This is a genomic window from Halodurantibacterium daqingense (assembly GCF_042666235.1).
Classification (GTDB): Bacteria; Pseudomonadota; Alphaproteobacteria; order Rhodobacterales; family Rhodobacteraceae; genus Halodurantibacterium; species Halodurantibacterium daqingensis.
Genome location: NZ_JBHTFQ010000004.1, coordinates 89,264 through 111,295, shown reverse-complemented (window position 1 = coordinate 111,295; position 22,032 = coordinate 89,264). Strand labels below are relative to the sequence as shown.

The window sequence follows — 22,032 nt, the reverse complement described above, 5'->3', positions numbered from 1 at the left end:
ACACGCCTTGTTCGGGTATATCCTCAGGCGGATACTGGCCGTCATTCCGGTCCTGCTGATCGTCGCCATCTTCGTCTTTCTGCTGCTTCGGCTGACGCCGGGCGATCCTGCCGCGATCATCGCCGGGGACATGGCGACACCGGCCCAGCTGGAACGGATCCGCGACCAGATGGGCCTGAACGATCCGCTGCATATCCAGTTCATCACCTGGATGGGGGCGCTTCTTCAGGGTGATCTGGGGGTTTCGCTGATCTCCAATACCGATGTGACGACAATGATCGGCCAGCGGATCTGGCCGACCATCCACATCGCACTCTTGACGATCGTCATCTCGGTCGCGGTGGCGGTGCCGCTGGGCGTTCTCGCCGCCTGGCGTCACCGGAGCTGGGTCGATTATGCCGTCATGAGCTTTTCGGTGCTTGGCTTTTCGGTTCCGGTCTTCGTGATCGGCTATCTCTTCATCCTGGCGTTCTCCCTGACGCTGGGCTGGCTGCCGGTGCAGGGCTATACGCCGCCCACCCAGGACTTCGGTGCCTTCCTGAGCCGCGCGATCCTGCCCGCCCTGACCCTCGCCACGATCTATATCGCCCTGATCGCCCGCATGACCCGCGCCAGCATGCTGGAGGTTCTGAGCGAGGATTACATCCGCACCGCCCGCGCCAAGGGCGTGGCCGAACGACGGGTGCTGTTCCGCCACGCGCTGCGCAATGCGGCGGTGCCGATCATGACCATCGTCGGCACCGGATTTGCGCTGCTGATCTCGGGTGTGGTGGTCACGGAAAGCGTGTTCAACATCCCCGGCATCGGGCGGCTGACGGTCGATGCGATCCTTGCGCGCGATTACCCGGTCATCCAGGCGATGATCCTGCTGACCAGCGCGATCTATGTGCTCGTGAACCTCGTGATCGACATTTCCTATACCTTCTTCGACCCAAGGATCCGGTACTGATGAACAGCGTTCCCCAACCCGCATCGGCACTGCAATGGGCGCTGCGCGCCCTGTCCCTGCCCCGTCGCTGGAAATTCGGCCTGGGCCCGGCGCTGGCCGCGCTTGTTCTGGTCGCGATTGTCTTTGTCACGCTGCTGTCGCCCTGGATCGCGCCGCATGATCCGATGGCGATGAACCCCCTGGGGCGGATGCAGCCGGCCAGCGGCGCACATCCGCTGGGCACCGATGCCTATGGGCGCGACCTGCTGTCACGGGTGCTGATCGGCGGGCAGGTGTCGCTGCTGATCGGCGTGGCGGCGGCGGCGGTTTCGGTGGCGATCGGGCTGCTGATCGGCCTGGTGGCCGGGTTCTTCCGGCTGGCGGACACGATCATCATGCGGATCATGGACAGCCTGATGGCGATCCCCTCGATCCTGCTGGCCATCGCGCTGGTGGCGCTCAACGGGCCCAGCATCACCTCGGTCGTGCTGGCGATCACCATCCCGGAAATTCCCCGCGTCGTGCGGCTGGTGCGCGCGGTGGTGCTGTCGGCCCGCGAAGAACCCTATGTCGAGGCCGCGATCGCGCTTGGATCCGGGATGCCGAAGATCCTGCTGCAACACCTGATGCCGAACACCATGGCGCCGCTGATCGTCCAGGGCACCTATATCCTCGCCTCGGCCATCCTGACCGAGGCGATCCTGTCGTTCCTGGGGGCCGGCGTCAGCACCGAGATCCCCACCTGGGGCAACATCATGGCCGAAGGCCGCACCTTCTTCCGGATCAAGCCGGAACTGATCCTCTGGCCCGGGCTGATGCTGTCGCTGTGCATCCTGTCGATCAACCTTCTGGGGGATGCCGCCCGCGACATGCTGGATCCCCGCCTGAAGAAGAGGGCCGCATGATGCAGTTCAAATCGGGTGATTTCGCCACCGCGCCAACCGTACTGGAGATCGAGGGGCTCGAGGTCAGCCTGCCGCCGTCCTCGGGCCTGCCACCGGTGCTGCAGGGCATAAACCTGCGGATCCGCAAGGGCGAGACGGTTTGCCTTGTGGGGGAAAGCGGATCGGGCAAGTCGGTTACCTCGCTTGCGATCATGGGCCTTCTGCCAAAGGATGCGCTTGCGGTGACCGGGGGCGCGATCCGCCTGTCGGGGACAGAGTTGCGGTCGCTGACACCGGGCCAGATGCGCGCGCTGCGGGCGCGGCGGGTGGCGATGATCTTTCAGGAACCGATGACGGCGCTGAACCCTGTCCAACGGGTCGGCGACCAGATCGCCGAGGTGCTGGAAACCCACACGCCGCTTGACGGAGCCGAGATCCGCAAGCGCGTGACCGATGTGCTGGAACAGGTGCATCTGCCCGATGTCGAACGGATCGCGCGGTCCTATCCGCATCAGCTTTCGGGCGGGCAACGACAGCGGATCATGATCGCGATGGCGCTTGTGCTCGAGCCCGAACTGCTGATCGCGGATGAGCCCACGACGGCGCTCGATGTGACGACGCAGAAGCAGATCCTGTCGCTGATCGCGGAATTGCAGGCCCGGCACGGAACGGCGGTGCTGTTCATCACCCATGACATGGGCGTGGTCGCGGAAATCGCCGATACCGTCTGCGTGATGCGCCACGGCGTGCTTGTCGAACAGGCGCCCGTGAACCAGCTGCTGCGCAACCCGCGCGAGGATTATACCCGCGCGCTTTTGAAAGCGGTGCCAAGCCTGGTGCCCCGCGCCGCCCGACCCGAGCCGACCCAACCGCCGGTCCTGCAGGTCCGGGCGCTGGACAAGACCTATGGCGGTGGCGGCCTGCTGCGCCGCCGGCCCGAAACGCGCGCCGCACGCGGGGTGACCTTTGACGTGGCGCCCGGGCGCACGCTGGGCATCGTGGGCGAAAGCGGATCCGGCAAATCCACGGTCGCGCGCTGCATCATGCGGCTGATCGAGCCCACGGCAGGCGAGATCCGGCTGCGCGGCACCGATATTGCGGGCCTGTCCCGCGCCGGGCTCAAGCCCCATCGGCGCCATATCCAGGTGGTGTTCCAGGACCCTTTCCGCTCGCTCAACCCGCGCTGGACCGTCGGGCGCAGCCTGACCGAAGGGCCGCTGAATTATGGCACCCCCCGCTCCGAAGCGCTGCGCCAGGCGCGCGAGCTGCTGGCCCTGGTCGGCCTTCCCGAAGATGCACTCGACCGCTATCCGCACCAGTTTTCCGGCGGGCAGCGACAGCGGATCGCCATTGCCCGTGCCGTGGCGATGAAGCCGGACGTTCTTGTCGCCGACGAGGCTGTTTCGGCGCTTGATGTCTCGGTCCAGGCGCAGGTGCTTGACCTGCTGGCCGATCTGCAGAACCGGCTCGGCATCACCATCGTCTTCATCACCCATGACCTGCGCGTTGCCGCGCAGATCTGTGACGAGGTGATCGTGATGCAGAAGGGCGAGGTTGTCGAACAGGGCGCCGCCGCCGCCGTGCTTGCCAACCCCGCCCATCCCTATACCCGTGCGCTGATCGAGGCCGCGCCCGGCCGCCACTGGGATTTCGCAAATTTCCGCGCGCTCGCGCCCGGCGCCGCTTCCTGACCTTCAACCCGAGGATATCATGCCTGTTCTAGCCCCCGTCGCTGCCGCCGCAGCCGAATTGAAAGCCATCTTCGAGGATCTGCACAGCCACCCCGAACTGGGCTTCGAGGAAACCCGCACCGCCACCATCGTCGCCGACACGCTGAAGCGCTATGGCGTTGACGAGGTTCATACCGGGATCGGCGGCACCGGCGTCGTGGGCATCATTCGCGGCAAGGGTCAGGGCAACCGCCGCGTCGGGCTGCGCGCCGACATGGACGCGCTGCCGATCACCGAGGCGACGGGCCTTGCCTATGCTTCGGTCGCCGAGGGGCGGATGCATGCCTGCGGCCATGACGGCCATACCACGATGCTTCTGGGGGCCGCGCGGCATCTGGCGGAGACCCGCGATTTCGACGGTACCGCCGTGCTGATCTTCCAGCCGGCAGAGGAGGGTCTGGGCGGCGCGCGGCGCATGCTGGCCGAAGGGCTTTTCGAGCGCTTCCCCTGTGACGAGATCTACGGCATCCACAACACACCCGACGGCAAGCCGGGCACCGCAACGCTGTGCCCGGGGCCGGCGATGGCGGGGGCCGCGTTCTTCGACATCAAGGTTCGCGGCAAGGGCAGCCATGCTGCGATGCCGCAGCAATCCCGCGACGCGCTGGTGATCGCCTCGGCGCTTGTGGGGCAGTTGCAGACCATCGTCAGCCGCAACGTCGGCCCGCTGGATCCCTGCGTGGTGTCGGTAACGCAGATCCACGCCGGATCGGCCTATAACGTCGTGCCCGAGGTGGCGGTGCTTGCCGGAACCGTGCGCTATTTCTCGGATGCGGTCTGCGCCCTTGCCCAGGAACGGATGCGCGCCCTCTGCGCGGGCTTTGCCCTCGCGCATGGTGCCGAAATCGAGGTGGAGTTCCGCAACGTCTTTGACGTGCTGATGAACGATGCCGAGCTTTCCGAGGCCTATCTGGACGCCGCGCGCGATGTGCTGGGGGCCGCCAATGTCGATGGCGCAGCCGAACCCGCCACCGGCAGCGAGGATTTTGCCGACATGCTCAAGGTCGTGCCCGGCGCCTATATCCGCGTGGGCCATGCGGGGACGGTGCCGCTGCACAATCCGGGCTTCGTGCTTGACCCCGAGGTGCTGCCGGTGGGCGCCTCGGTTCTGGCGCGCGTGGTCGAGCGGCGCCTGCCGCTGGGGGGGCAGGCATGAACGCCCTGAACCTTCCCTTCGATTCCAATGACATGCTGGCCGGCCTGCGGGCCTGGATCGAATGTGAAAGTCCCACCTTCGACGCCGCCGCCGTGGACCGGATGATGGACCTGGCCGCGAGGGACATGGCCGAGGCCGGCGCGGTGATCGACCGTATTCCGGGCCGCATGGGATTTGGCGGCTCGGTCCGCGCGCGCTTTCCCCATCCGGATTTCGGCAAGCCCGGCATCCTGATCCTGGGCCACATGGACACTGTTCATCCCGTGGGCACGCTGGCAAAGCTGCCGTTCCGGCGGGAAGGAGAGATCTGCTACGGGCCCGGCATCATGGACATGAAGGGCGGCAACTACCTCTGCCTTGAGGCGGTCCGCCAGATCCTGCGCGCGGGGCTGACCACGCCGCTGCCCGTCACCATCCTCTTTACCCCCGACGAGGAAGTCGGCACCCCCGCAACGCGCGATCTGATCGAAGCCGAGGCCGCGCGCAACCGCTTCATCCTGATACCGGAACCGGCCCGCCCCGATGGCGGTGCCGTGATCGGCCGCTACGCGATCGCGCGTTTCAACCTGCGCACCCATGGCCGGCCCAGCCACGCCGGCTGGGCGCTGTCCGAGGGGCGGTCGGCCATCGCCGCCATGGCACGCAAGGTGCTGCAGATCGAGGCGATGACCGGCCCCGACTGCACCTTCAGCGTGGGCGTGATCCGCGCCGGGCAATGGGTGAACTGTGTCGCGGCAGAATGCGAGGCCGAGGTTCTGAGCATGGCCAAACGGCAGGAGGATCTGGACCGGGGCGTTGCGGCCATGCTCGCCCTTGCGGGCGAAGAGGACGAGGTCGTGCTCGAGGTGCACCGGGGGGTCACCCGCCCGGTCTGGGCGCCGGATCAGCCGGGCACCATGGCGCTTTACGGCCTGGCCCGCCGGATCGCCGCCGAGATCGGTTTTGACCTGACGGCAGCCAGCGCCGGCGGCGGCTCGGACGGTAATTTCACCGGCGCGATGGGCCTTCCGACGCTGGATTCCATCGGCGTGCGCGGCAAGGGCCTGCATACGCTGAACGAACATATCGTCGTCGAAAGCCTCGCCGAACGCGCTCGTCTGGTGGCGGGGCTTCTCATGCATCTTCCCGAGGGGGCTTCCTGACGGCCTCGCGTTCACGACGGGCGCGGCGCGGGCCGCGCCTTTCTGACCTTACGTAAACCTGTCCTTAGCGAATCCCCTGCACAGTGGCCCCGCAAACCACTCCGGAGGGGTCCTCATGTTGGACAATATTCGAATTGGCACCCGCATTATCGGGGGCTTCAGCATCATTCTTGTTCTGTTGGTTGGTCTTTCCGTCTTTTCCTACCGGAGCGCCGCCTCGATGGGCGATCTGTTCCTGGACTATGATGGAGAAGTGCAGCAGGCCGAGCTGGCGACCGAGGTCCGGGACGCGATGTTCGTCGTGCAGATCGCCCTCGACACCTACCAGAACAAGCCGGATGACGCGAACGCGGCGATTGTCCGCTCATCGCTCGCCCAGCTCATGACCCTTGGCCGCAACATGAGCAATGCCGATGACATCATCGGCGCCATCAATGTCTTCACCAACCGCATCGAGGACTATCTCGACAGTTCGGCGGTGCGCAAAGCCGTCACCGAACGTCTTGGTGAAATGGCCATTGAAACGCGCCGCGGCATCGGACGCCTGAACGAAGTGCTGGATTCGCGCGGCCTCGCGGCCCAGGCCTACGACGCCCTGCGGGCGAGCGAGGCATTCCTTGTGGCGAGGGTGCGCATCGACCGCTTCATGGCCGGCGGCGAGACTGCGGATTTCGAAAGCGCCTCGGGCCCTCTGGCAGATACGGCCCGCTATCTTGCCGCCGTTGCACAGGCCTCGCTGACCGCCGAGGAACGCGACCAGGCACGCAGCCTTTCCGCCTCGGTCGAGACTTTCGGCGCGGTGGCAAATGATGCCTTCCGGGCCGAAATCGCCCGTCGTGAAGCCGCAACCGCGGTCGAGGAAACCGAACCCGCCCTCGTCGGCGCGCTTGACAGCTACAAACAGGTGGCCACAGATCGTCTGCATGCGCTTGAAGACACCGCCATGGGCCAGATCGCCGGCACCATGACAACCATTCTTGTGGGTGCGGCACTGACGCTTCTTGCAGGGGCGATCCTCGCGCTGCTGATCGGCCGCTGGATTGCCCGCAGCGTGTCCCACATGGCCGAGCTTATGCAGCGCCTTGCCCAGGGCGATCTCGAGGCGCCGATCGACGGGGCCGAACACAAGTCGGAACTGGGCGACATGGCCCGCTCGCTCAAGGTGTTCCAGTCGACAGGCCTTTCGGCGCGCGCCCAGGCCGCCGAGGTCGAACGGTCACGCTCCGAGCAGGCCCGTGTGGTCAAGGATATCTCGCTTGGTCTTGAACGTCTCGCGGGCGGCGACCTGACGACACCGATCGACAGCCCGGCACATGATCCCTTCCCCGCGGATTATGAAGGTCTGCGCACCAGCTTCAACGCCGTGGTTGAACAGCTGGGCGACATCGTGGCCCGTGCGCGGGAGTCGGCGGATCAGGTGCGCAGCGGCGCCGGCGAGATTGCCCAGGTCGCGCAGGATCTCTCCAGTCGCGCCGAAACCCAGGCGGCAACGCTGGAACAGTCCGCCGCCGCGTTGAACCAGTTGACCGAGAGCGTCCGCTCGGCCGCCGAGAAGGCATCGCAGGCCGACCGCGCGACGCTGGAAAACCGCAAGGAGGCCGAAGCAGGTGGCGCCGTGGTGCGCGAGGCCGTCAATGCCATGCGCCAGATCGAGAAAAGCTCGGAGCAGATCACGCGCATCATCGGCGTCATCGACGACATCAGCTTCCAGACCAACCTTCTTGCCCTCAACGCAGGTGTCGAGGCGGCACGGGCAGGCGAAGCGGGGCGCGGCTTTGCCGTCGTCGCATCCGAGGTGCGGGCGCTGGCACAGCGCGCCTCGGGCTCGGCCAAGGAAATCAAGGCGTTGATCTCCGAAAGCTCGCAGCAGGTGGAAGAAGGCAGCACCCTTGTGCGACAGACTGGGGCGAGCCTCGAGGAAATCCTGCGCCGGGTTTCCGATGTCTCGGATCTGGTTTCGGTCATCGCCGCAGCAGCCACCGAACAGGCGAAGGGGCTGGCGGAGATCAACACCGGCGTCAATCAGATCGACGTCGTGACGCAACAGAACGCGGCCGTCGCCGAGCAATCCACCGCAGCAGCCAGCTCTCTGCTGCACGAGGCCGAACAGCTCGCCGAGGCTCTGGCCGGGTTCCGGCTGAACCGCGCGCCGGCAGCGCGGCGACCGACGCCGGCCGTGCCGGCACCGGCGGCGCAGCCTGCCGCGGCACCAAAGCCGGCACCACGGGCTGCGGCAGCCGGGGGTTCTGCTGCGGGATGGCAGGATTTCTGACCCCCGGGGATGGGGCTCGACTGGACCGGCCCTCCCGATCATGACCCGATAGCGCCGGCTGCAGGCCGGCGCTATGCCTTGATCCGGATCTCGGGCCCCCTGCGCGGCCCCTGCTTCCCAAGCCGGTCGGTTCGGGTGGTTCTTCCCGACCGGCATGGCTTGCCGGCACGCGGCAGGACGGCGCGCCGCCAGAGCGGTGGTGCGGCCCCGTTCAGGCCGCTGCGCGATGCGCGGCCCGGTCTTCGGGCACGACAAGGCCGTGAAGCGCGCGCACGGCGGCCTCGATCGATCCCCGCGGAACGATGAACTGCACATCCACGCCCCGCGGGTTCTGATGGGCGGCAATCACTTCGACCTCCGCTTCTTCCAGGGTGGAAAGGCCCCGCCCCAGAATCCGTAGCCCTGACAGATCGCGGCCGATGACCGATGCCAGCGACAGCCCCCGGACCGAGACATCCGACGACGGATAGCGCGCCTGCAGATCCTGTTCGACCCGTCGGACCGATTTCAGCGAGGCGTCGACGTAATGGGTGATCGTATTGGCGTTCGACGTCTTGGACACGATCCGCACCCCATGCCGGCTCAGAATCTCGAGAATGGCACCGTCATAGCCTTTCACGCCCACCATGTCCTGCTCGAACAATTCGAGCGCCAGAACATCAAGCCCGGTGACGATCTCGGCGGCCGGCGCATCGGGACCGGATTCGTCGATCAGCGTGCCCGGATCGCCGGGATCGAAGGCATTTGTCACCCGCAGCGGTACGCCCGCCTGCCGCAGGGTCTTAGCAGCGCGGGGATGGATCGCCTCCATCCCCGTGTTTGAAAGCTGGTCGGCCACGTCGTAATTGGTGTGGCCCAGCTTGCGCACCGCCCCGACCCCCACCAGACGCGGATCGGCCGAGGAGAGGTGAAACTCCTTGTGGATCACCGCCTCGGCCGCGGGCAGAAGGGCAGCGATGCGCGAAAAGGTGACTTCGGAATAGCCACGGTCGAAGGCGCGCATCAGGCCTTCGGTGCACTGGGCATAGCCGGTGACGATGGGCAGTTCCCGCGCCAGGTCGATCCCCTCGAGCCCCGCAGCAATGCGATCCTCCAGCGTCCGTTCCTCGCTGTCGCGCCAGCCGGTAAGATCGACGAAGCGGGCGTTCAGCCCCGCCCGGCGCAGAAACAGCGTGGTGACAAAGGCGGAATGCGCCTCGCCCAGGCCCGACAGCAATTCACGGATGATCAACATGTGCTGCGAGATCCGGAAGTGGCCATAGGAACACAGGCGGCGCAGGTCGATCAGACAGCTGCGCGCACCCTCGATGCGTTCGCGCACGAAGTCATCGGCCAGCCCCCGGTCGCCCGGATCGGACAGAACCGCGCCATGGGCCGCATCCATGGCGCGGGCCACGCGATCAAGCGCCTCGGACCAGCCCATGTCGCCGTGATCATTCGCAAAGCCCGCATAGACGCCCGGTGCGCCGGTCTTCTTGTCTTCAAGCAGGAGGTTGGTGATGCCACCGAAGGCCGACACCACGAACAGGCGGTTGTAAAGCACCTCCGGGCCGCGGGTGCCGATGAACAGCGTATCCAGCAATTCCGGCAGGCGCGACATCGAGGTGCCGCCGATCTTCTCGACGGTCGGGGCAGGACCAGCCATGCTCAGCCCTCCGCCGCCGCATAGGAGCCGTCCGCCTGGTGCACCTCGGTCCCCGTCACCGGCGGGTTGAAGCAGCAGGCCATCACCAGTTCCTCCTCGGCACGCAGGGTGTGGTGATCGTGCTGATCCAATGCATACATCACGCCGGGGCGGATCTCATGCGTCTCGCCGGTTGCAAGGTCGGTGATCGACCCGCGGCCGCTGATGCAATAGACGCTCTCGAAATGGTTCTTGTAGTGAAAGGTGTGTTCGGAACCGGCCTGAAGCGTGGTGATGTGGAACGAAAACCCCATTCCGTCATCTGCAAGAAGCATCCGCACCGAGGTCCAGCGCGCATCGGACACGGCGCGCGGACCGGTCTTGAGATCATGAAAATCACGTACGATCATGGTGTTACTCCGCTGCAATCTGCTGGCTGCCGGTCGCAAGGACAGCTGCTTCGAGAATGGCAAGGCCTTCCTCGAACTGGGCGACGGGCGTTGTCAGGGGGGCCAGAACCTTGACCACCTCATCCTCGGCGCCCGAGGTTTCGATGATCAGGCCCTGACGGAACGACTCGGCACAGATGGCCGCGGCACGGACGCCCGAGCCCGTGTCGATCCCCTGCATCATGCCGCGGCCGCGCAGGCTGGCGCCCGGCAGATGGGCGGCAATCCGGGCCAGATGCCCTGTCAGAAGGTCGGCCTTCTCGGCCACAGTGGCCGCAAAGGCATCGTCGGCCCAGAACTTCTCCAGCGTGACACGGGCCGTCACGAAGGCATGGGTATTGCCGCGGAAGGTGCCGTTATGCTCGGCCGGCTTCCAGATGTCATGTTCAGGCCGCACCAGCAGCGCGGCCATTGGCAGGCCGAACCCCGACAGCGATTTGGCAAGCGTGATCATGTCCGGCTCGATCCCCATGCCGTCGAAGCTGAAGAACCCGCCGGTCCGGCCGATCCCGGCCTGGATGTCATCGACGATCAGCAGCGCGCCGTGGCGACGGGCCAGATCGGCCAAGCCGCGCACCCAGTCGGCCGAGGCGGCGGTGAGCCCCCCCTCGCCCTGAACCAGTTCGAGGATGAAGGCCGCGGGGGCATCGATGCCGCTGGACGGATTGGCCAGCATCATCTCGACCTGGGCCAGCGTATCCACACCCGCGCCAAAGGCGCCAGCATAGGGCATGCGGGTCACATCGCCCAGCCCGGCCCCGCCGGCCCCGGCCCGCTTGGAGGCATTTCCGGTCAGCGCCAGCGCGCCCAGCGTCATGCCGTGAAAGCCGTTGGTGAAGGCGACGACGTTCTGCCGGCCAGTGACCTTCCGCGCCAGCTTCAGCGCGGCCTCGACCGCATTGGTGCCGGTTGGCCCCGTCATCATCAGCCGATGCGGCAGGTTGCGCGGCAGCAGGATGTGCTTCTCGAAAGCCTCGAGAAACGCCTGCTTGGTATCGGTGAACATGTCGAGCCCGTGGGCGATCCCGTCAGCGGCCAGATGCGCGATCAGCGCCTCTTTCATGTCGGGATCGTTATGGCCGTAGTTGAGCGACGAACAGCCGGCAAGAAAATCGATATAGCCGCGCCCGTCGCGATCAAAGAGCGTGCTGCCGACGGCGCGGGTAAACACTCTGTCGAAGCTGCGGCAATAGCTGCGGGCTTCGGATTCGCGTCGGGCAAAGATCGCCGGTTCGGCAAGGGAATGAGTGGTCACGGGATGTCTCCGTTGAAATTCTGATGGGTCTCAGGCGGCGCGGCGCGCGGCCTCGGCCAGGGTGATGGTTGCCATATGCTCGGTCGCATGGGCGCCGGCGAAGTGGCGATCCCTGGTGTAATGGGGGTCATGGGTCAGCACGGCGCCGGTGCGTGCGGCAAAGCCTTCGAACAGCGCCCAGGAGGCACGGTTGTCGGCGGTGATGGTGGTCTTGATCTGCCGCACACCTGCGCAATCCGGCCGCGCCAGAAGTTCCTCCAGCATCCGCCGCGCGAGGCCTTCGCCACGGGCAGCGCCCGCGACAGCGACCTGCCACACGAACAGCGTCCGGGGGTCGGCCGGCATCAGGTGCCCCGAAATCCAGCCGACGACCGCCTCCTCGCGCTCGGCCAGGACGCAGGTGTCACGAAAATGATCGCACTGGATCAGGTTGCAATACATCGAGTTTTCGTCAAGCGGCGCACATTCCCGCACCAAGGACCAGACCGCCGCGCCATCTTCCGGTTGCGGCCTGCGCAAACTGATCGGCTTTCGGAAGGCGGTCCTTGTCAGGTCTGGCATGCTGTTCCTCGTTTATTGCTTCTCTATACTAAGTAACTCACCGGCAGCTTCAAATCAACCCATCGCGCAAATATCGCGCGGAACGCCGCTTTCTCGTGTCTCTACAGGATATTTCCTTAGCATGGCTACGCATCATGTGGCGCATTTCCATTGACCTGGGGGCGCGCGACGCATGTTATACGGGCAAGCGCCCCCAGCCTGGATCCCGTCATGGACCGCACCGATCAGAGCCTTGTCGCGATTCGTCGCATCCTGCGGGCGACCGAGCTTTATGGCCGCGAGCTGGCGCGCGCCGCCGGGCTTACGGCAGTGCAGATCCGCGTGCTGCAGATCGTCGCGGGCAGCGGCCACTCGACGCCGAAGGATATCGCCCGGCGCATGGGAGTTTCACAGGCGACCATGACCGCCCTGATCGACCGGCTCGAGGCGAAGAAGATGGTGGAACGGCGCCGCTCGCCACGCGACGGGCGACAGACCGACATTTTCATCACCGATGCCGGCCGCACCGCCGTCGAAACCGCCCCGGACCCCCTGCAACAACGCTATGTCAAGCAGTTCGAGGCCTTGGCCGACTGGGAACAGGCGATGATCGTGGCGGCGCTCGAGCGGGTGGCGGGGATGCTTGACGCGAACGGAATCGATGCCTCGCCGGTTCTGGATGTGGGCGAAGTGGCGCGTAGCCTGCCCGATCATCGTCGCGGCTGACAGTTCAGAAGGCGGCGGCGATCCCCGACTGCAGCAGCAACACCGAGAGGGCGCCCAGCACGACGGACGCCATCCGCCGCAACCGCCCCGTGCGCCCCGTCACCAGCATGCCCAGGCCGATCCAGAAACAGCCCGCCGCGGCAACGGTGATGCCGAAGGCCGGAAGAACGACGGCTGGCGCCAGGTCCTGCACGCCGGGCAGCAGGAACAGCCCGAACAGCACCCCTTTCGGGTTGAGCATCGTGGTGAGGAAGACCTTGCGCCGCGTGACGCCGCTGTCACGGGGGCCGCCCTGCGGAATGTGCCAGAGCTTCAGCGCCAGAAAGGCCACCCAGGCCGCGGCGGCCAGCTGAAGCACGGTCGCGGCCGCGGGGAAGGCTGCGATCAGCGCCTGCCCGAACAGCATCAGCGGCACGACCGAGACGCCATAGCCCAGAACCTCGGCCGGGATGAGCCGTGCGGCCCGGCGCCGCCCGTCGCTTGCCGAGGCCAGCGCCAGAAGCGTATTGGTCGGACCCGGGGTCAGAAGCAGGCCAAGGCAGGCCAGAAGGCATTCGATCAGCGTCATGGATGCGGGCTCCGATGTCCTTGCCCCCTGATGCCACGTCGCGCCGTGGCCGCCCTTGATCCGGATCAAGCGCGAGCGACCTCCGTGGCAATCCCGCGCTACTGGAGCCGCGTCTCGTCGATCCGGGGCAGAAACCAGGCCAGCAGCCCCGCAAGCGGCAGGAAGGCACATATCAGATAGACGGTTTCCACCCCATAGCTGTCCGCCAGCACCCCCAGAATCGCCGCCGCGATGCCGCCAAGCCCGAAATTGAGCCCGTAGAACAACCCCCCGATCAGCCCGATCCGGTTGGGCAGCAGATCCATCGCATAGATCAGGATCGAGGCGAAGGCGCTGGCCATGATCAGGTTGATCATCACCGTCAGCACCCCGGTCCAGAACAGATCCGCAAAGGGCAGGATCAATGTCAGCGGCAGCGGCCCGAGCACCGAAATCCAGATGATCCGATAGCGCCCGATCCGGTCGCCGAGGATCCCGCCCGCCAGCACCCCGACAGCCGCCGAGGCCAGGAAGATGAACAGCATCATCTGTGCCGACGGGATCGAAAGACCGAACCGCTCCATCAGATAGAAGGTATAAAAGGACCGGAAGCTCTCCCCATAGGCGTTCTTGGTGAACATCAGCAGCGTCAGCACGACCAGACCTGTCACGATCGTCAGGGGGGCGTGGCGCGGCGCGGCGCCTCCCTGCCTGGCACGGGCGCGCAGGGCAGAAAACTCCGCGCTGATGGCCCGTTGCTTGCTGCCGATCCAGGTCAGAAGCATCATCGCCATCAGGGCCGAAACCGCGAACCACGCAAGGCTCGGCTGCCCCCAGGGAACAATGATCAGCGCGGCAAAGACCGGCCCGAGCGCACCCCCGGCCTGCCCGCCCACCTGGAAGATCCCCTGCGCAAGCCCCTGTCGGCCCCCGGCAGCATAGCGTGCCATCCGCGTTGCTTCAGGGTGAAAGATCGACGACCCGATGCCAATCAGCGCCACCGAGACAAGGATCATCGCATAGCTGTGGGCAAAGGCCAGACTCACGAGTCCCGAGAGGGTGAACATCATGCCGACCACCGGCGAATAGGGCGCGGGGTGGCGGTCGGTCACCAGGCCGATCACGGGTTGCAGAAGCGACCCGGCGATCTGGAAGGTCAGGGTGATCATCCCGATCTGGACGAAGTCCAGCGCGTAGGCGTCCTTGAGGATCGGATAGGCCGCCGGGATCAGCGATTGCATCAGATCGTTCAGAAGGTGGGTCAGCCCCAGAGAGGCCAGCACGGCCAGATGTGTTCCAGAGCGGGTCAGCGTCGTCATGTCGGATATCTTTGTTGATGCAGCAGCGGCCGGCAATCGCGCCAGTTGTTCACACTCTCGCAGAAGCTGCAAGGGCGGGATGGACAATGGCCGCCCCGAGTCCGTCAGATCACCGGCAGCGCGCCGCGGGCCGATCCGTCGCGTTTTCCCGACACCCGGGCAGCCGCCGGGTCCGGCGCATGCCGCGTGGCCATGGTGCCGAAACAGCATCCGGAGCCACCCTGCACGCCACGCAGCTTCGTTGTCCGGTTCCGATCAGGGACGAGGAGGCCCGCCGGCGTCCCCGAGATCAGCCGCAGCTTTCTGGCCGCGATTGCCGGCTGCCTGCCGGCGCCCCTGCCGATGCACTATCCTGGCGCAGCCTGGTTGCCCGCGATCGCGGGTCGCTGCTGGTCGCCAGGTCTTGATGCGGACAACCGGCCGCGACGGCACCCGATCAAGCGCCCGACACCGCTTGTCGGATTGTCCGACCTTCAGACCGGGCTGACACGGCGCGAGATTTCCGCGCGCCAGCACATCCACCGTGGCAGGAACCGGCGTGCCTGCAGCCAAGGTCGCGACCCGCATGCCGTGCTCGATGGTCGCCGTGAAGGTGCCATCTCGGCAACGGCACTTGAGCACGGCAGACATTGCCGTGATGCGAGATGGCCGCGCGGCTCCTGCCTTATCTCGGCGTCGTGGCCGACCACCGCGCGCGTCCCGAGGTCACCTGCGCGTCCGGCCGCACGCGGCGCACCGGCCGCTGCGCCGTTCTTGCGCCATGCAGCCAGGCGGAACTCGCGGTTGCAAGGCACGCGCCGCGCCGGCCGCGGACAGGCAGGAACCCCCTGCCCACTGCCCGCTGCGCCAGCGGATCTGATCGTGGCCTCCGCAGCCGGGCGCGGTAGGGGCCATCCCGGGTCGGCGCAGCACGCGCCAAACGCCCGGGTGGGTTGCCCTGGGGGATGAGGGTCCATGGCCTGGTCCTCGGTCCCACCCCACCCGGAGCATCCCTCTGTCTCCTCAGCAGGGGCGGACCTCCGGAAGCGCCCGCTGCATCTTTCCGGCTACGGCGCAAGAAGCGCCGCCGCGCGCCGACCGATCCAGAGCGCCCCTTCAGGCCCGCCGCCGATCCGCCGCTCGGGATCGGGGCGCCTGCCGGTGCCGAGACCTGCGCCCGATATCCAGCCCCGACAATGCCTCGGACAGACGCTGCGTTTCGGCAAGGAGAGAAGCGGACGCCGCTGTACTTTGCTCTGCCATTGCCGCGTTCTGCTGCGTGACCACGTCGATCTGAGTCACTCCGGTATTGACCTCGGCCAGACCGCGCGCCTGTTCCGTTGCGGCCGCCGCAATCTCGGAAACCAGTGCCGAAACCTCCGCCGCGCGGCGCAAGATCTCGGCCAGGCTGTCGCCCGATTTCCCGACAAGGGCGCTGCCTTCCTCGACCTGCTGCGAGCTTTGAGATATCAACTCCTTGATTTCCCGGGCTGACTCGGAGGCGCGCTGCGCAAGCGCCCGCACTTCGGAGGCGACGACGGCAAAGCCCCGTCCAGCTTCACCTGCGCGTGCCGCCTCGACCCCGGCGTTGAGGGCCAGCAGGTTGGTCTGGAAACTGATATCGTCGATGACGCCGATGATCCGGGTGATCTGCTCGGACGACTTCTCGATCTTGCGCATCGCCTCGACGGCCTCGCGCACCACGGCCGCGCCCGCTTCGGCCTCGTGCCGGTTCGCCTGCGTAGCGCGATCAGCCAGGGCAGCCTTCTCGGCCGTCGTGCGAACGCTCTCGGTCAGCTTGCTCAACGCTGCGGCCGACTCTTCCAGCGTCGCCGCCTGGGACTCGGCCCGCGATGACAGGTCATGCGCCACCTGCGAGATCTCTCCGGCACTGTTGCCGACCCCCTCGGCCACATCATGAACCGTCGTGATGATGTCGCGCAGGCTGTCGATGACACTGTTGTAGCTGAGGCGGAGGCCTTCGTATTCCTTGGGGAAAGGCTCGGCGGCGGTGCTTTCGATCCGGCGGGTCAGATCCCCCTGTCCGAGCAGGTTGAGCCCCTCCTCGAGCAGCGACATCGCGCGGCCCTGCGCCGCCTGAAGCTCTCGCGACAGCTGCGACAGTTCCTCCGCCTCGCGGCGCGAGGCATTGGCAGCCTGCACCATCGCCTGCGATGCGTTCAGCGCCGATTCCAGCAGCCCGGCAAGCCATACCAGCGCCACCGCCTCGACGATCAGGATCACTGCATGCAGCACCACCCTGCCCAGATCCGTGCCATCGGGAAAGACGGCCAGGGGCATCAGATAGTTGAGAGCAAGATGATGCACCGCCACGATCGCCGCATAAAGCGCCACGGCGCGCCAGTTGCAGAACACCACGGTCAGCGCGAAGGCCGCGAAGAAATACATGTGGATGTCGATCTGCCAGGCATGGCCCGACATCTGGTAGACCAGCAGCGCCGTGATGATCGCCAGACCCGCAGAGGCGGTGAGCTGGGCGCTTTCGCCAACGGGGTTGCGGCGACGCTCGAAGCTGGCCGCGCCAGCCACGGCAGCAGCAGCAAGCGGCACCAGAAGCGTGCTGGAACCCGTCAGCAGGCCCAGGGCGGCCAGGACGGGCACATGCACCCAGAGAAAGACCGTCACGTAGCGCGTCCCGAGGGCGCGGATGACCGGAAGGTCGTGGGTTCCGGAGAGTGTCATGGCAGAACTCATTTCAGGGCAAAGTCCCGATCGGGCGCATCCCCTCCTACGACAACCCCGATAAGATTCCGTAAATGGCTAGGGGTTCACGGAACAGATCCCGGCGGGGCGCGGCCGGATCAGGAACAGGCTGGCATCGCGCAACTGCTGACGCGGCGCGGACGCGCTGCCGGTATCGACGGTGATGAGACGTCCCTTCCAGCCGACTGCAAGGATCGGCACCCGCAGATCCGCCACCCGCGCCAGCGCCGTCTGCCGCGAGACCCAGGGCGCAAAGACCGCCGCGACCTGCCCCTCTCCCGCCCTCGGAACCAGGTTGAGCCCGCCAAGCAGACCGATCCCCAGCACGGCAACGGCAGTGGCCGGCATGACATCCGCAAGTCTGGTCATCGCGGCACCTCCCTTTCCCGTCTTGCGCCGAAAATCTTAACATGCCGTGAAGTGCGGACGCCGGGGTCATCCCGGCCGGACCAGGTCCTGCCGCGCGGCAGCAACCACCGCCTGCGTCAGGGCCGAAAGGCTTCTGGCGGCAAGTCTGCTTACCTGCCAGAACAGCGCCCGGTCCAGCCACCGGCACGGCGCAAGCTCCACCAGCCGTCCCGCATCCAGATGCGCGCGAGCCAGCTGCACCGGGATGAGCGCCCAGCCCATCCCCGCAAGGCTCGCCTCGACGAAGGCCTGGGTCGAAGGAAGCCAATGCGTCGGAAGGACGATGCCCTCGCCAAAGCCCTGGCGCACCCAGTCCTGTTGCAGGCTGTCCTTCTGATTGAAGGTCAGGGCCGGCGCCCTGGCCAGCGCCGCGGCCGTGACACCCTCCGGAAAATGGCGGTGCACATAGGCCGGGCTGGCCGTCGCCACGTAGCGCAGGGCACCCAGCGGCGTGACGCTGCAGCCATGCACCGGCTGCGCCACTGCCGTGACTGCGGCCAAGACCTGGCCGCGGCGCAGCCAGTCGGCGGTGTGGTCCTCATCATCCAGCGCGATGCTCAGCAGATGACCGCCCGTCCGGGCATGGGCCGCAAGCGCCGGCATGAACCAGGTGCCAAGGCTGTCGGCATTCGTGGCGATGGGGATCGTGACCTGCGGGGCCGCGCCAAGCCCTGGCAGATGGTCATGAAGATCCTGTTCCAGCAACCCGACATGATCCATGTGCCGGCACAGCCTCGCGCCCTTGTCCGTGGCAACGCAGGGCGTGCCGCGCATGATCAGCACGGTGCCCAGCCGTTCCTCCAGCTGGCGCACACGCTGCGAGACGGCCGAGGGCGTCACGCCAAGCGCCCGGGCTGCGGCCTCGAAGCTTCCCAGCCGCACCACCATCGCAACGGCGCGCGCGGCGGCATAGTCGATCATGATGAAGCCCTGCTTATGTGGATGAAGTTCCTTTAACTTGCCTAATCCATATTCCGCCGATACCGCAAGCATCAGGAGCAACAGGAAGCCGCAGATCATGGCCTTTGACATCTATCTGACCGGGTTGACCATGGGCCTTGGCCTGATCGTCGCGATCGGGGCGCAGAATGCCTTTGTTCTGCGACAGGGGCTGCGGGGAACGCATGTCCTTGCCGTCTGCCTGACCTGCGCGGCTTCGGATGCGGCCCTTATCCTGCTGGGGGTAAGCAGTTTCGGCCGCATCGCAACGGCCCTGCCCTGGATCGACCCGCTGATGCGGTTTGGCGGGGCGGGCTTCCTGTTCTGGTATGGGGCGCGCAGCCTGCATTCGGCGCTGCGATCCTCGGCGGCCCTGACGACCAGTGGCGCAGGCCCCTCAGATCCGCTTCCGCAGGTGCTGCTGGCATGCCTCGCCATCACCTGGCTCAACCCGCATGTCTATCTCGATACGGTGGTTCTCCTGGGCACGATCTCGACGCAGTTTCCGGGATCCGAGACGGTTTTTGCCGCAGGCGCGATCACCGGCTCGTTCCTGTTCTTCTTCACGCTCGGCTATGGGGCAGGCTGGCTGCGCCCGGTCTTTGCCCGCCCCGGCGCCTGGCGCCTGCTGGAGGTGGCCATTGCGGCGATCATGTGGACCATCGCGCTTCGCCTGGTTCTGAACCCCTAGACGCCCGGCTCTGCCCGTCACCCGCCGGGCCGCGACCGCAGAAGACGCCCCCCGTTGAGGGCCGCGAAACCGCCAAAGGCCCCGATCCAGCCAGGCGTCGAGACGGCGTGCAGAAGACCCGCCTGCCCGGGCCAGATCCCGGCCGCAACCCGCGCCGCACCCGGGAGAAGCAGCAACACATGAAGAAGCGTCTTGCCCCGGCCGGCCGTCAGCCTTTGCCCGGCATGACCGAGCGTGGCGCGCGTCATCACTGCAAGCGTCATCAGGCCGATCCCCCCGCCATCCACAGATGCTGCGCGGTGCCGGGCGCCAGCAGATCGGGCCGCAGCATGGCGAGTCCAAGCGCCAGCGCGCCAAGCGGCACGAACAGATAGCCCAGAGGCAGGGTTCACAGCAGCGGCCCTTGGCCCAGACAGAGGGCCTGCAAAAGGCCCGCGCCGGTCAGCGCACCCGCTGCGACCGGGCTGAACGGCAGGATCACCCACAGGGAAAGCGCCGCCACCAGGGTCAGAAGTGCCAGCCTGTCGAAGCTCTGCATCGAGGGACGGGCAGGCGCGCGGCCCCCGTTTCACCAGCCAGCTCCGCGTGAACAAGGGCATGATGCGCCCGCCGATCACCGCGATCAGCATCACGGCCGTGGCCAGCCCGAGCGGCGCCGATGCGGTCATCCTTGCGCCTCTCGGGGTGCTGGATCATGCCGCCACGTATCATCCCGCCTTCGTTTGCATCTTTCGGTTCAGGCCACCGCGGCCAATCCCGATGCAATCAACTTCCACGGCAAAGCCTTCGGGGGTAAAGCACGTGGTGCTGCCAAGGGTTCTGCCCGTCGCCGAAGCGCGACGATCAACCGCGGGATCAACGTGGATGCCGAGGTTTTCGCTTTGGCGGACGGGCGCGACCTGGACACGCTGGATGGCCAGCCCTTCCTGACCGCGAACGGCGTCCAGAGGCTCGGCCGGCGCCCCGCCAGCAGGGCCCGACAGATCGAGAGGTTGCGCATGGCGGGCATCGCAGCACTGCGGTTGTCCCCGCAGAGCCACCATTTCGGCGCCATCTGCGGCGCCTATGCCGCGACGCTGGCCGGCCACTGCGACCAGGATGCGCGTGTTGCGCGGCTGCGGCCCGCCGCGCCCGGCGGGCACCTGCCCGAGGGCTTTCCCGATGCGCGTCCCGGCGCCGACCGGGCGGGCGCGGCGATCGCGACCGGCGGCTGATCGCCGTCCGGTTCAGCTCCGGGCGATGACCGGCGGCAAGGTCGATCCGCGGCCGGTATCATCAGGTTCTGGCCCGTCGATCAGCGCGTCGGGACGCGCGACGGCGGTAAGCCGCGCGCGATCGGTGATGATGACGCGCTGACCGTCGATCTTGACGCCATCCGCCTCGAGCACCTTGAGCGTGCGTGACAGGTTCTCCGGCGTCATGCCAAGATAGCTGGCCAGGATCCGCTTCTCGATCGGCAGGATGAAACCGGCCACGTTGCCGGCAATCATCGACTGCCGCAGCAGATACGAGGCGATGCGTTCGCGCGAGCTGCGCAGCTTCAACCCCTTCGCGTGGCGCACGATCGTCCGGTAGCAGCCGGCAAGTTCCTCGACGACGGAAACGGCAAAGCCGCTGTCCTCGCGGAACACCGCGCGCAGATCACTTGAAGGGACCATGACGATCCGGGATCGCTCCAGCGTCCGGGCCGCCATCAGATAGGGCGCGTCGCGGATCGAGGCCGCGAGGATGAAGGTCCCGACCGGGCGCACCACCGCCATCGTCGTTTCACGCCCCGCCCAGGAGGCATAAAGCTCGACCGCGCCGTCGATGATGATGTGCAGAAAATCCGCGTGATCGCCCTGCCGGATCAGCTCCAGCCCCTGCGGAAAGCCCTGCACATAGGCGGCCTGCATCAGCGCGTCGAAGCTCGACTGCCGCATGTCGCGAAACAGCGCGAGGTGCCGGATCTCGGTTAGGTCATGCGGGCGCACAGGCTGGGACTCCGATTCAAGGATTGATATTTATCATCTTTCGACCCCACACATATCATGGACCCGCAGCACGATCTTAGTCGATCTGCGCGAAACCTGCCAGTCGGGCAACGGGCAAATCGCAAATCCCGTGCGATTGTGACCAGGAGCCCGCGGGAGGTTGATCTCGATCAAGTCTTTCTCAAGGACCGGCGTCTTTAGTGCCACCGGCCGGGAGAGGTCCGGCTGGTCTCGTGACGGAGGTGTCGATGGAAATAATGCTTGCCTATGACAATTCGCGTAACGCGCGGATTGCGCTTGATGCGGTGCGGACCATGTTCGGCCCGCTCAAGCCCACCGTCACGCTGGTGTCGGTGGTCGAGGATGTCGGCAGCACCACATCCGGCGCCGATGACATGTTCCGCGACCAGTACAACAGCCAGAAGGCCGGGGTCGAGGCGGCCGCGGCCGAACTGGCTGCCGCCGGCATCCCGGCAAAGGTCGTCCTGGCCGAAGGCGACGCCCGCAAGATGATCCTGCGCGCCACGATCGAGCGGCAGCCCGATCTTCTGGTCATGGCGCGCCACAGCCATCACCCCGACAGGGGCGCGCTTGGCTTCATCACCAAGCGGATCGACGCGTTGGTCGAGGAATTCGACCACATGACCTTCGGGTCGGTGTCGGCCTTCCTCGCGCGCCGCGCCACCTGTCCGCTGCTCATCATCCCAACCCATGCCGAGGCCGGCCAGGGCCGCGACCGGTAAGGA

Annotated in this window: 22 protein-coding genes; 10 read left to right on the top strand and 12 right to left on the bottom strand. The window is 66.5% G+C overall.

The genetic code is table 11. From position 1 onward, the window contains the following. Nucleotides 1-7: 7 nt before the first annotated feature. The 6 genes from ACFQXB_RS08595 to ACFQXB_RS08570 all read left to right on the top strand — a co-directional run bounded on the left by ACFQXB_RS08595 (nucleotide 8) and on the right by ACFQXB_RS08570 (nucleotide 8,112). Complete coding sequence (locus ACFQXB_RS08595) at nucleotides 8-949, top strand: ABC transporter permease (protein WP_377402181.1); 942 nt, start codon at nucleotides 8-10, stop codon at nucleotides 947-949. Then, nucleotides 949-1,833, top strand: coding sequence for an ABC transporter permease (locus ACFQXB_RS08590; RefSeq protein WP_377402178.1), 885 nt, complete (start codon nucleotides 949-951; stop codon nucleotides 1,831-1,833). The genes ACFQXB_RS08595 and ACFQXB_RS08590 overlap by 1 nt, the downstream gene beginning before the upstream one ends. Next, nucleotides 1,833-3,503 (top strand): ABC transporter ATP-binding protein, encoded by a 1,671-nt coding sequence (locus ACFQXB_RS08585; RefSeq protein WP_377402868.1) that lies wholly within the window; start codon nucleotides 1,833-1,835, stop codon nucleotides 3,501-3,503. Before ACFQXB_RS08590 ends, ACFQXB_RS08585 begins: the two co-directional genes overlap by 1 nt. 19 nt (nucleotides 3,504-3,522) lie before the next feature. Continuing rightward, nucleotides 3,523-4,698, top strand: a complete 1,176-nt coding sequence (locus ACFQXB_RS08580; RefSeq protein WP_377402175.1) for a M20 aminoacylase family protein — start codon at nucleotides 3,523-3,525, stop codon at nucleotides 4,696-4,698. Further along, nucleotides 4,695-5,840 carry a M20/M25/M40 family metallo-hydrolase gene (locus tag ACFQXB_RS08575; protein WP_377402172.1) on the top strand — a complete coding sequence of 382 codons (1,146 nt, stop codon included), beginning with the start codon at nucleotides 4,695-4,697 and terminating at the stop codon, nucleotides 5,838-5,840. Before ACFQXB_RS08580 ends, ACFQXB_RS08575 begins: the two co-directional genes overlap by 4 nt. Before the next feature lie 115 nt (nucleotides 5,841-5,955). Further along, nucleotides 5,956-8,112, top strand: a complete 2,157-nt coding sequence (locus ACFQXB_RS08570) for a methyl-accepting chemotaxis protein (RefSeq protein WP_377402169.1) — start codon at nucleotides 5,956-5,958, stop codon at nucleotides 8,110-8,112. Between the two features lie 211 nt (nucleotides 8,113-8,323). Here the strand turns inward: ACFQXB_RS08570 and ACFQXB_RS08565 are convergent, their stop codons facing one another. Genes ACFQXB_RS08565 through ectA form a run of 4 tightly spaced genes read right to left on the bottom strand, consistent with a single transcriptional unit; the run spans nucleotide 8,324 to nucleotide 12,001 of the window. Further along, a complete protein-coding gene (locus tag ACFQXB_RS08565; protein ID WP_377402166.1) occupies nucleotides 8,324-9,757 on the bottom strand; it encodes an aspartate kinase in 1,434 nt (477 codons plus the stop codon). A gap of 2 nt (nucleotides 9,758-9,759) precedes the next feature. Further along, nucleotides 9,760-10,146, bottom strand: a complete 387-nt coding sequence (locus ACFQXB_RS08560; protein ID WP_377402163.1) for an ectoine synthase — start codon at nucleotides 10,144-10,146, stop codon at nucleotides 9,760-9,762. 4 nt (nucleotides 10,147-10,150) lie between these two features. Then, on the bottom strand, nucleotides 10,151-11,440 hold the full coding sequence (gene ectB / locus ACFQXB_RS08555; protein WP_377402160.1) for a diaminobutyrate--2-oxoglutarate transaminase: 1,290 nt from the start codon (nucleotides 11,438-11,440) through the stop codon (nucleotides 10,151-10,153). A 30-nt stretch (nucleotides 11,441-11,470) separates the two neighbouring features. Beyond that, nucleotides 11,471-12,001, bottom strand: coding sequence for a diaminobutyrate acetyltransferase (gene ectA / locus ACFQXB_RS08550; protein WP_377402157.1), 531 nt, complete (start codon nucleotides 11,999-12,001; stop codon nucleotides 11,471-11,473). Nucleotides 12,002-12,211: 210 nt separating this feature from the next. On the opposite strand from ectA, the gene ACFQXB_RS08545 reads away from it, so the two are divergent. Then, nucleotides 12,212-12,706, top strand: a complete 495-nt coding sequence (locus tag ACFQXB_RS08545) for a MarR family winged helix-turn-helix transcriptional regulator (protein WP_377402154.1) — start codon at nucleotides 12,212-12,214, stop codon at nucleotides 12,704-12,706. A 4-nt stretch (nucleotides 12,707-12,710) separates the two neighbouring features. Here the strand turns inward: ACFQXB_RS08545 and ACFQXB_RS08540 are convergent, their stop codons facing one another. The 5 genes from ACFQXB_RS08540 to ACFQXB_RS08520 form a co-directional block, all read right to left on the bottom strand. Then, complete coding sequence (locus tag ACFQXB_RS08540; protein WP_377402151.1) at nucleotides 12,711-13,274, bottom strand: hypothetical protein; 564 nt, start codon at nucleotides 13,272-13,274, stop codon at nucleotides 12,711-12,713. Between the two features lie 98 nt (nucleotides 13,275-13,372). Beyond that, entirely contained in the window at nucleotides 13,373-14,572 is a 1,200-nt protein-coding gene (locus ACFQXB_RS08535; protein ID WP_377402148.1) for an MFS transporter, read from the bottom strand. 1,095 nt (nucleotides 14,573-15,667) lie between these two features. Then, the gene (locus ACFQXB_RS08530) at nucleotides 15,668-17,254 is read right to left on the bottom strand and encodes a methyl-accepting chemotaxis protein (protein WP_377402145.1); all 1,587 of its coding nucleotides are present in this window, start codon (nucleotides 17,252-17,254) and stop codon (nucleotides 15,668-15,670) included. 78 nt (nucleotides 17,255-17,332) lie between these two features. Then, nucleotides 17,333-17,644 carry a hypothetical protein gene (locus ACFQXB_RS08525; RefSeq protein ID WP_377402142.1) on the bottom strand — a complete coding sequence of 104 codons (312 nt, stop codon included), beginning with the start codon at nucleotides 17,642-17,644 and terminating at the stop codon, nucleotides 17,333-17,335. A 66-nt stretch (nucleotides 17,645-17,710) separates the two neighbouring features. After that, nucleotides 17,711-18,604, bottom strand: a complete 894-nt coding sequence (locus tag ACFQXB_RS08520; protein WP_377402139.1) for a LysR family transcriptional regulator ArgP — start codon at nucleotides 18,602-18,604, stop codon at nucleotides 17,711-17,713. A 97-nt stretch (nucleotides 18,605-18,701) separates the two neighbouring features. Between ACFQXB_RS08520 and ACFQXB_RS08515 the strand changes: the two genes are divergently transcribed. After that, entirely contained in the window at nucleotides 18,702-19,313 is a 612-nt protein-coding gene (locus ACFQXB_RS08515; protein ID WP_377402136.1) for a LysE/ArgO family amino acid transporter, read from the top strand. A 17-nt stretch (nucleotides 19,314-19,330) separates the two neighbouring features. Here the strand turns inward: ACFQXB_RS08515 and ACFQXB_RS08510 are convergent, their stop codons facing one another. After that, nucleotides 19,331-19,600: an NnrS family protein gene (locus tag ACFQXB_RS08510; protein ID WP_377402133.1), complete on the bottom strand. Its 270-nt coding sequence runs from the start codon at nucleotides 19,598-19,600 to the stop codon at nucleotides 19,331-19,333. Between the two features lie 101 nt (nucleotides 19,601-19,701). Then, nucleotides 19,702-19,851 carry a hypothetical protein gene (locus ACFQXB_RS08505; protein WP_377402130.1) on the bottom strand — a complete coding sequence of 50 codons (150 nt, stop codon included), beginning with the start codon at nucleotides 19,849-19,851 and terminating at the stop codon, nucleotides 19,702-19,704. Between the two features lie 322 nt (nucleotides 19,852-20,173). Between ACFQXB_RS08505 and ACFQXB_RS08500 the strand changes: the two genes are divergently transcribed. After that, the gene (locus ACFQXB_RS08500; protein ID WP_377402127.1) at nucleotides 20,174-20,527 is read left to right on the top strand and encodes a hypothetical protein; all 354 of its coding nucleotides are present in this window, start codon (nucleotides 20,174-20,176) and stop codon (nucleotides 20,525-20,527) included. A gap of 12 nt (nucleotides 20,528-20,539) precedes the next feature. On the opposite strand, the gene ACFQXB_RS08495 is transcribed toward ACFQXB_RS08500, so the two are convergent. Further along, nucleotides 20,540-21,286: a helix-turn-helix domain-containing protein gene (locus ACFQXB_RS08495; protein ID WP_377402124.1), complete on the bottom strand. Its 747-nt coding sequence runs from the start codon at nucleotides 21,284-21,286 to the stop codon at nucleotides 20,540-20,542. A 248-nt stretch (nucleotides 21,287-21,534) separates the two neighbouring features. On the opposite strand from ACFQXB_RS08495, the gene ACFQXB_RS08490 reads away from it, so the two are divergent. After that, nucleotides 21,535-22,029, top strand: coding sequence for a universal stress protein (locus ACFQXB_RS08490; RefSeq protein ID WP_377402121.1), 495 nt, complete (start codon nucleotides 21,535-21,537; stop codon nucleotides 22,027-22,029). Nucleotides 22,030-22,032: the final 3 nt, after the last annotated feature.

Bases quoted from the DNA above. Each gene is read 5' to 3' on its own strand.
- ACFQXB_RS08590 (WP_377402178.1), top strand. From the start codon at position 949: ATGAACAGCGTTCCCCAACCCGCATCGGCACTGCAATGGGCGCTGCGC.
- ACFQXB_RS08585 (WP_377402868.1), top strand. From the start codon at position 1,833: ATGCAGTTCAAATCGGGTGATTTCGCCACCGCGCCAACCGTACTGGAG.
- ACFQXB_RS08580 (WP_377402175.1), top strand. From the start codon at position 3,523: ATGCCTGTTCTAGCCCCCGTCGCTGCCGCCGCAGCCGAATTGAAAGCC.
- ACFQXB_RS08575 (WP_377402172.1), top strand. From the start codon at position 4,695: ATGAACGCCCTGAACCTTCCCTTCGATTCCAATGACATGCTGGCCGGC.
- ACFQXB_RS08570 (WP_377402169.1), top strand. From the start codon at position 5,956: ATGTTGGACAATATTCGAATTGGCACCCGCATTATCGGGGGCTTCAGC.
- ACFQXB_RS08565 (WP_377402166.1), bottom strand. From the start codon at position 9,757: ATGGCTGGTCCTGCCCCGACCGTCGAGAAGATCGGCGGCACCTCGATG.
- ACFQXB_RS08560 (WP_377402163.1), bottom strand. From the start codon at position 10,146: ATGATCGTACGTGATTTTCATGATCTCAAGACCGGTCCGCGCGCCGTG.
- ectA (WP_377402157.1), bottom strand. From the start codon at position 12,001: ATGCCAGACCTGACAAGGACCGCCTTCCGAAAGCCGATCAGTTTGCGC.
- ACFQXB_RS08545 (WP_377402154.1), top strand. From the start codon at position 12,212: ATGGACCGCACCGATCAGAGCCTTGTCGCGATTCGTCGCATCCTGCGG.
- ACFQXB_RS08540 (WP_377402151.1), bottom strand. From the start codon at position 13,274: ATGACGCTGATCGAATGCCTTCTGGCCTGCCTTGGCCTGCTTCTGACC.
- ACFQXB_RS08535 (WP_377402148.1), bottom strand. From the start codon at position 14,572: ATGACGACGCTGACCCGCTCTGGAACACATCTGGCCGTGCTGGCCTCT.
- ACFQXB_RS08530 (WP_377402145.1), bottom strand. From the start codon at position 17,254: ATGACACTCTCCGGAACCCACGACCTTCCGGTCATCCGCGCCCTCGGG.
- ACFQXB_RS08525 (WP_377402142.1), bottom strand. From the start codon at position 17,644: ATGACCAGACTTGCGGATGTCATGCCGGCCACTGCCGTTGCCGTGCTG.
- ACFQXB_RS08520 (WP_377402139.1), bottom strand. From the start codon at position 18,604: ATGATCGACTATGCCGCCGCGCGCGCCGTTGCGATGGTGGTGCGGCTG.
- ACFQXB_RS08515 (WP_377402136.1), top strand. From the start codon at position 18,702: ATGGCCTTTGACATCTATCTGACCGGGTTGACCATGGGCCTTGGCCTG.
- ACFQXB_RS08505 (WP_377402130.1), bottom strand. From the start codon at position 19,851: ATGCAGAGCTTCGACAGGCTGGCACTTCTGACCCTGGTGGCGGCGCTT.
- ACFQXB_RS08490 (WP_377402121.1), top strand. From the start codon at position 21,535: ATGGAAATAATGCTTGCCTATGACAATTCGCGTAACGCGCGGATTGCG.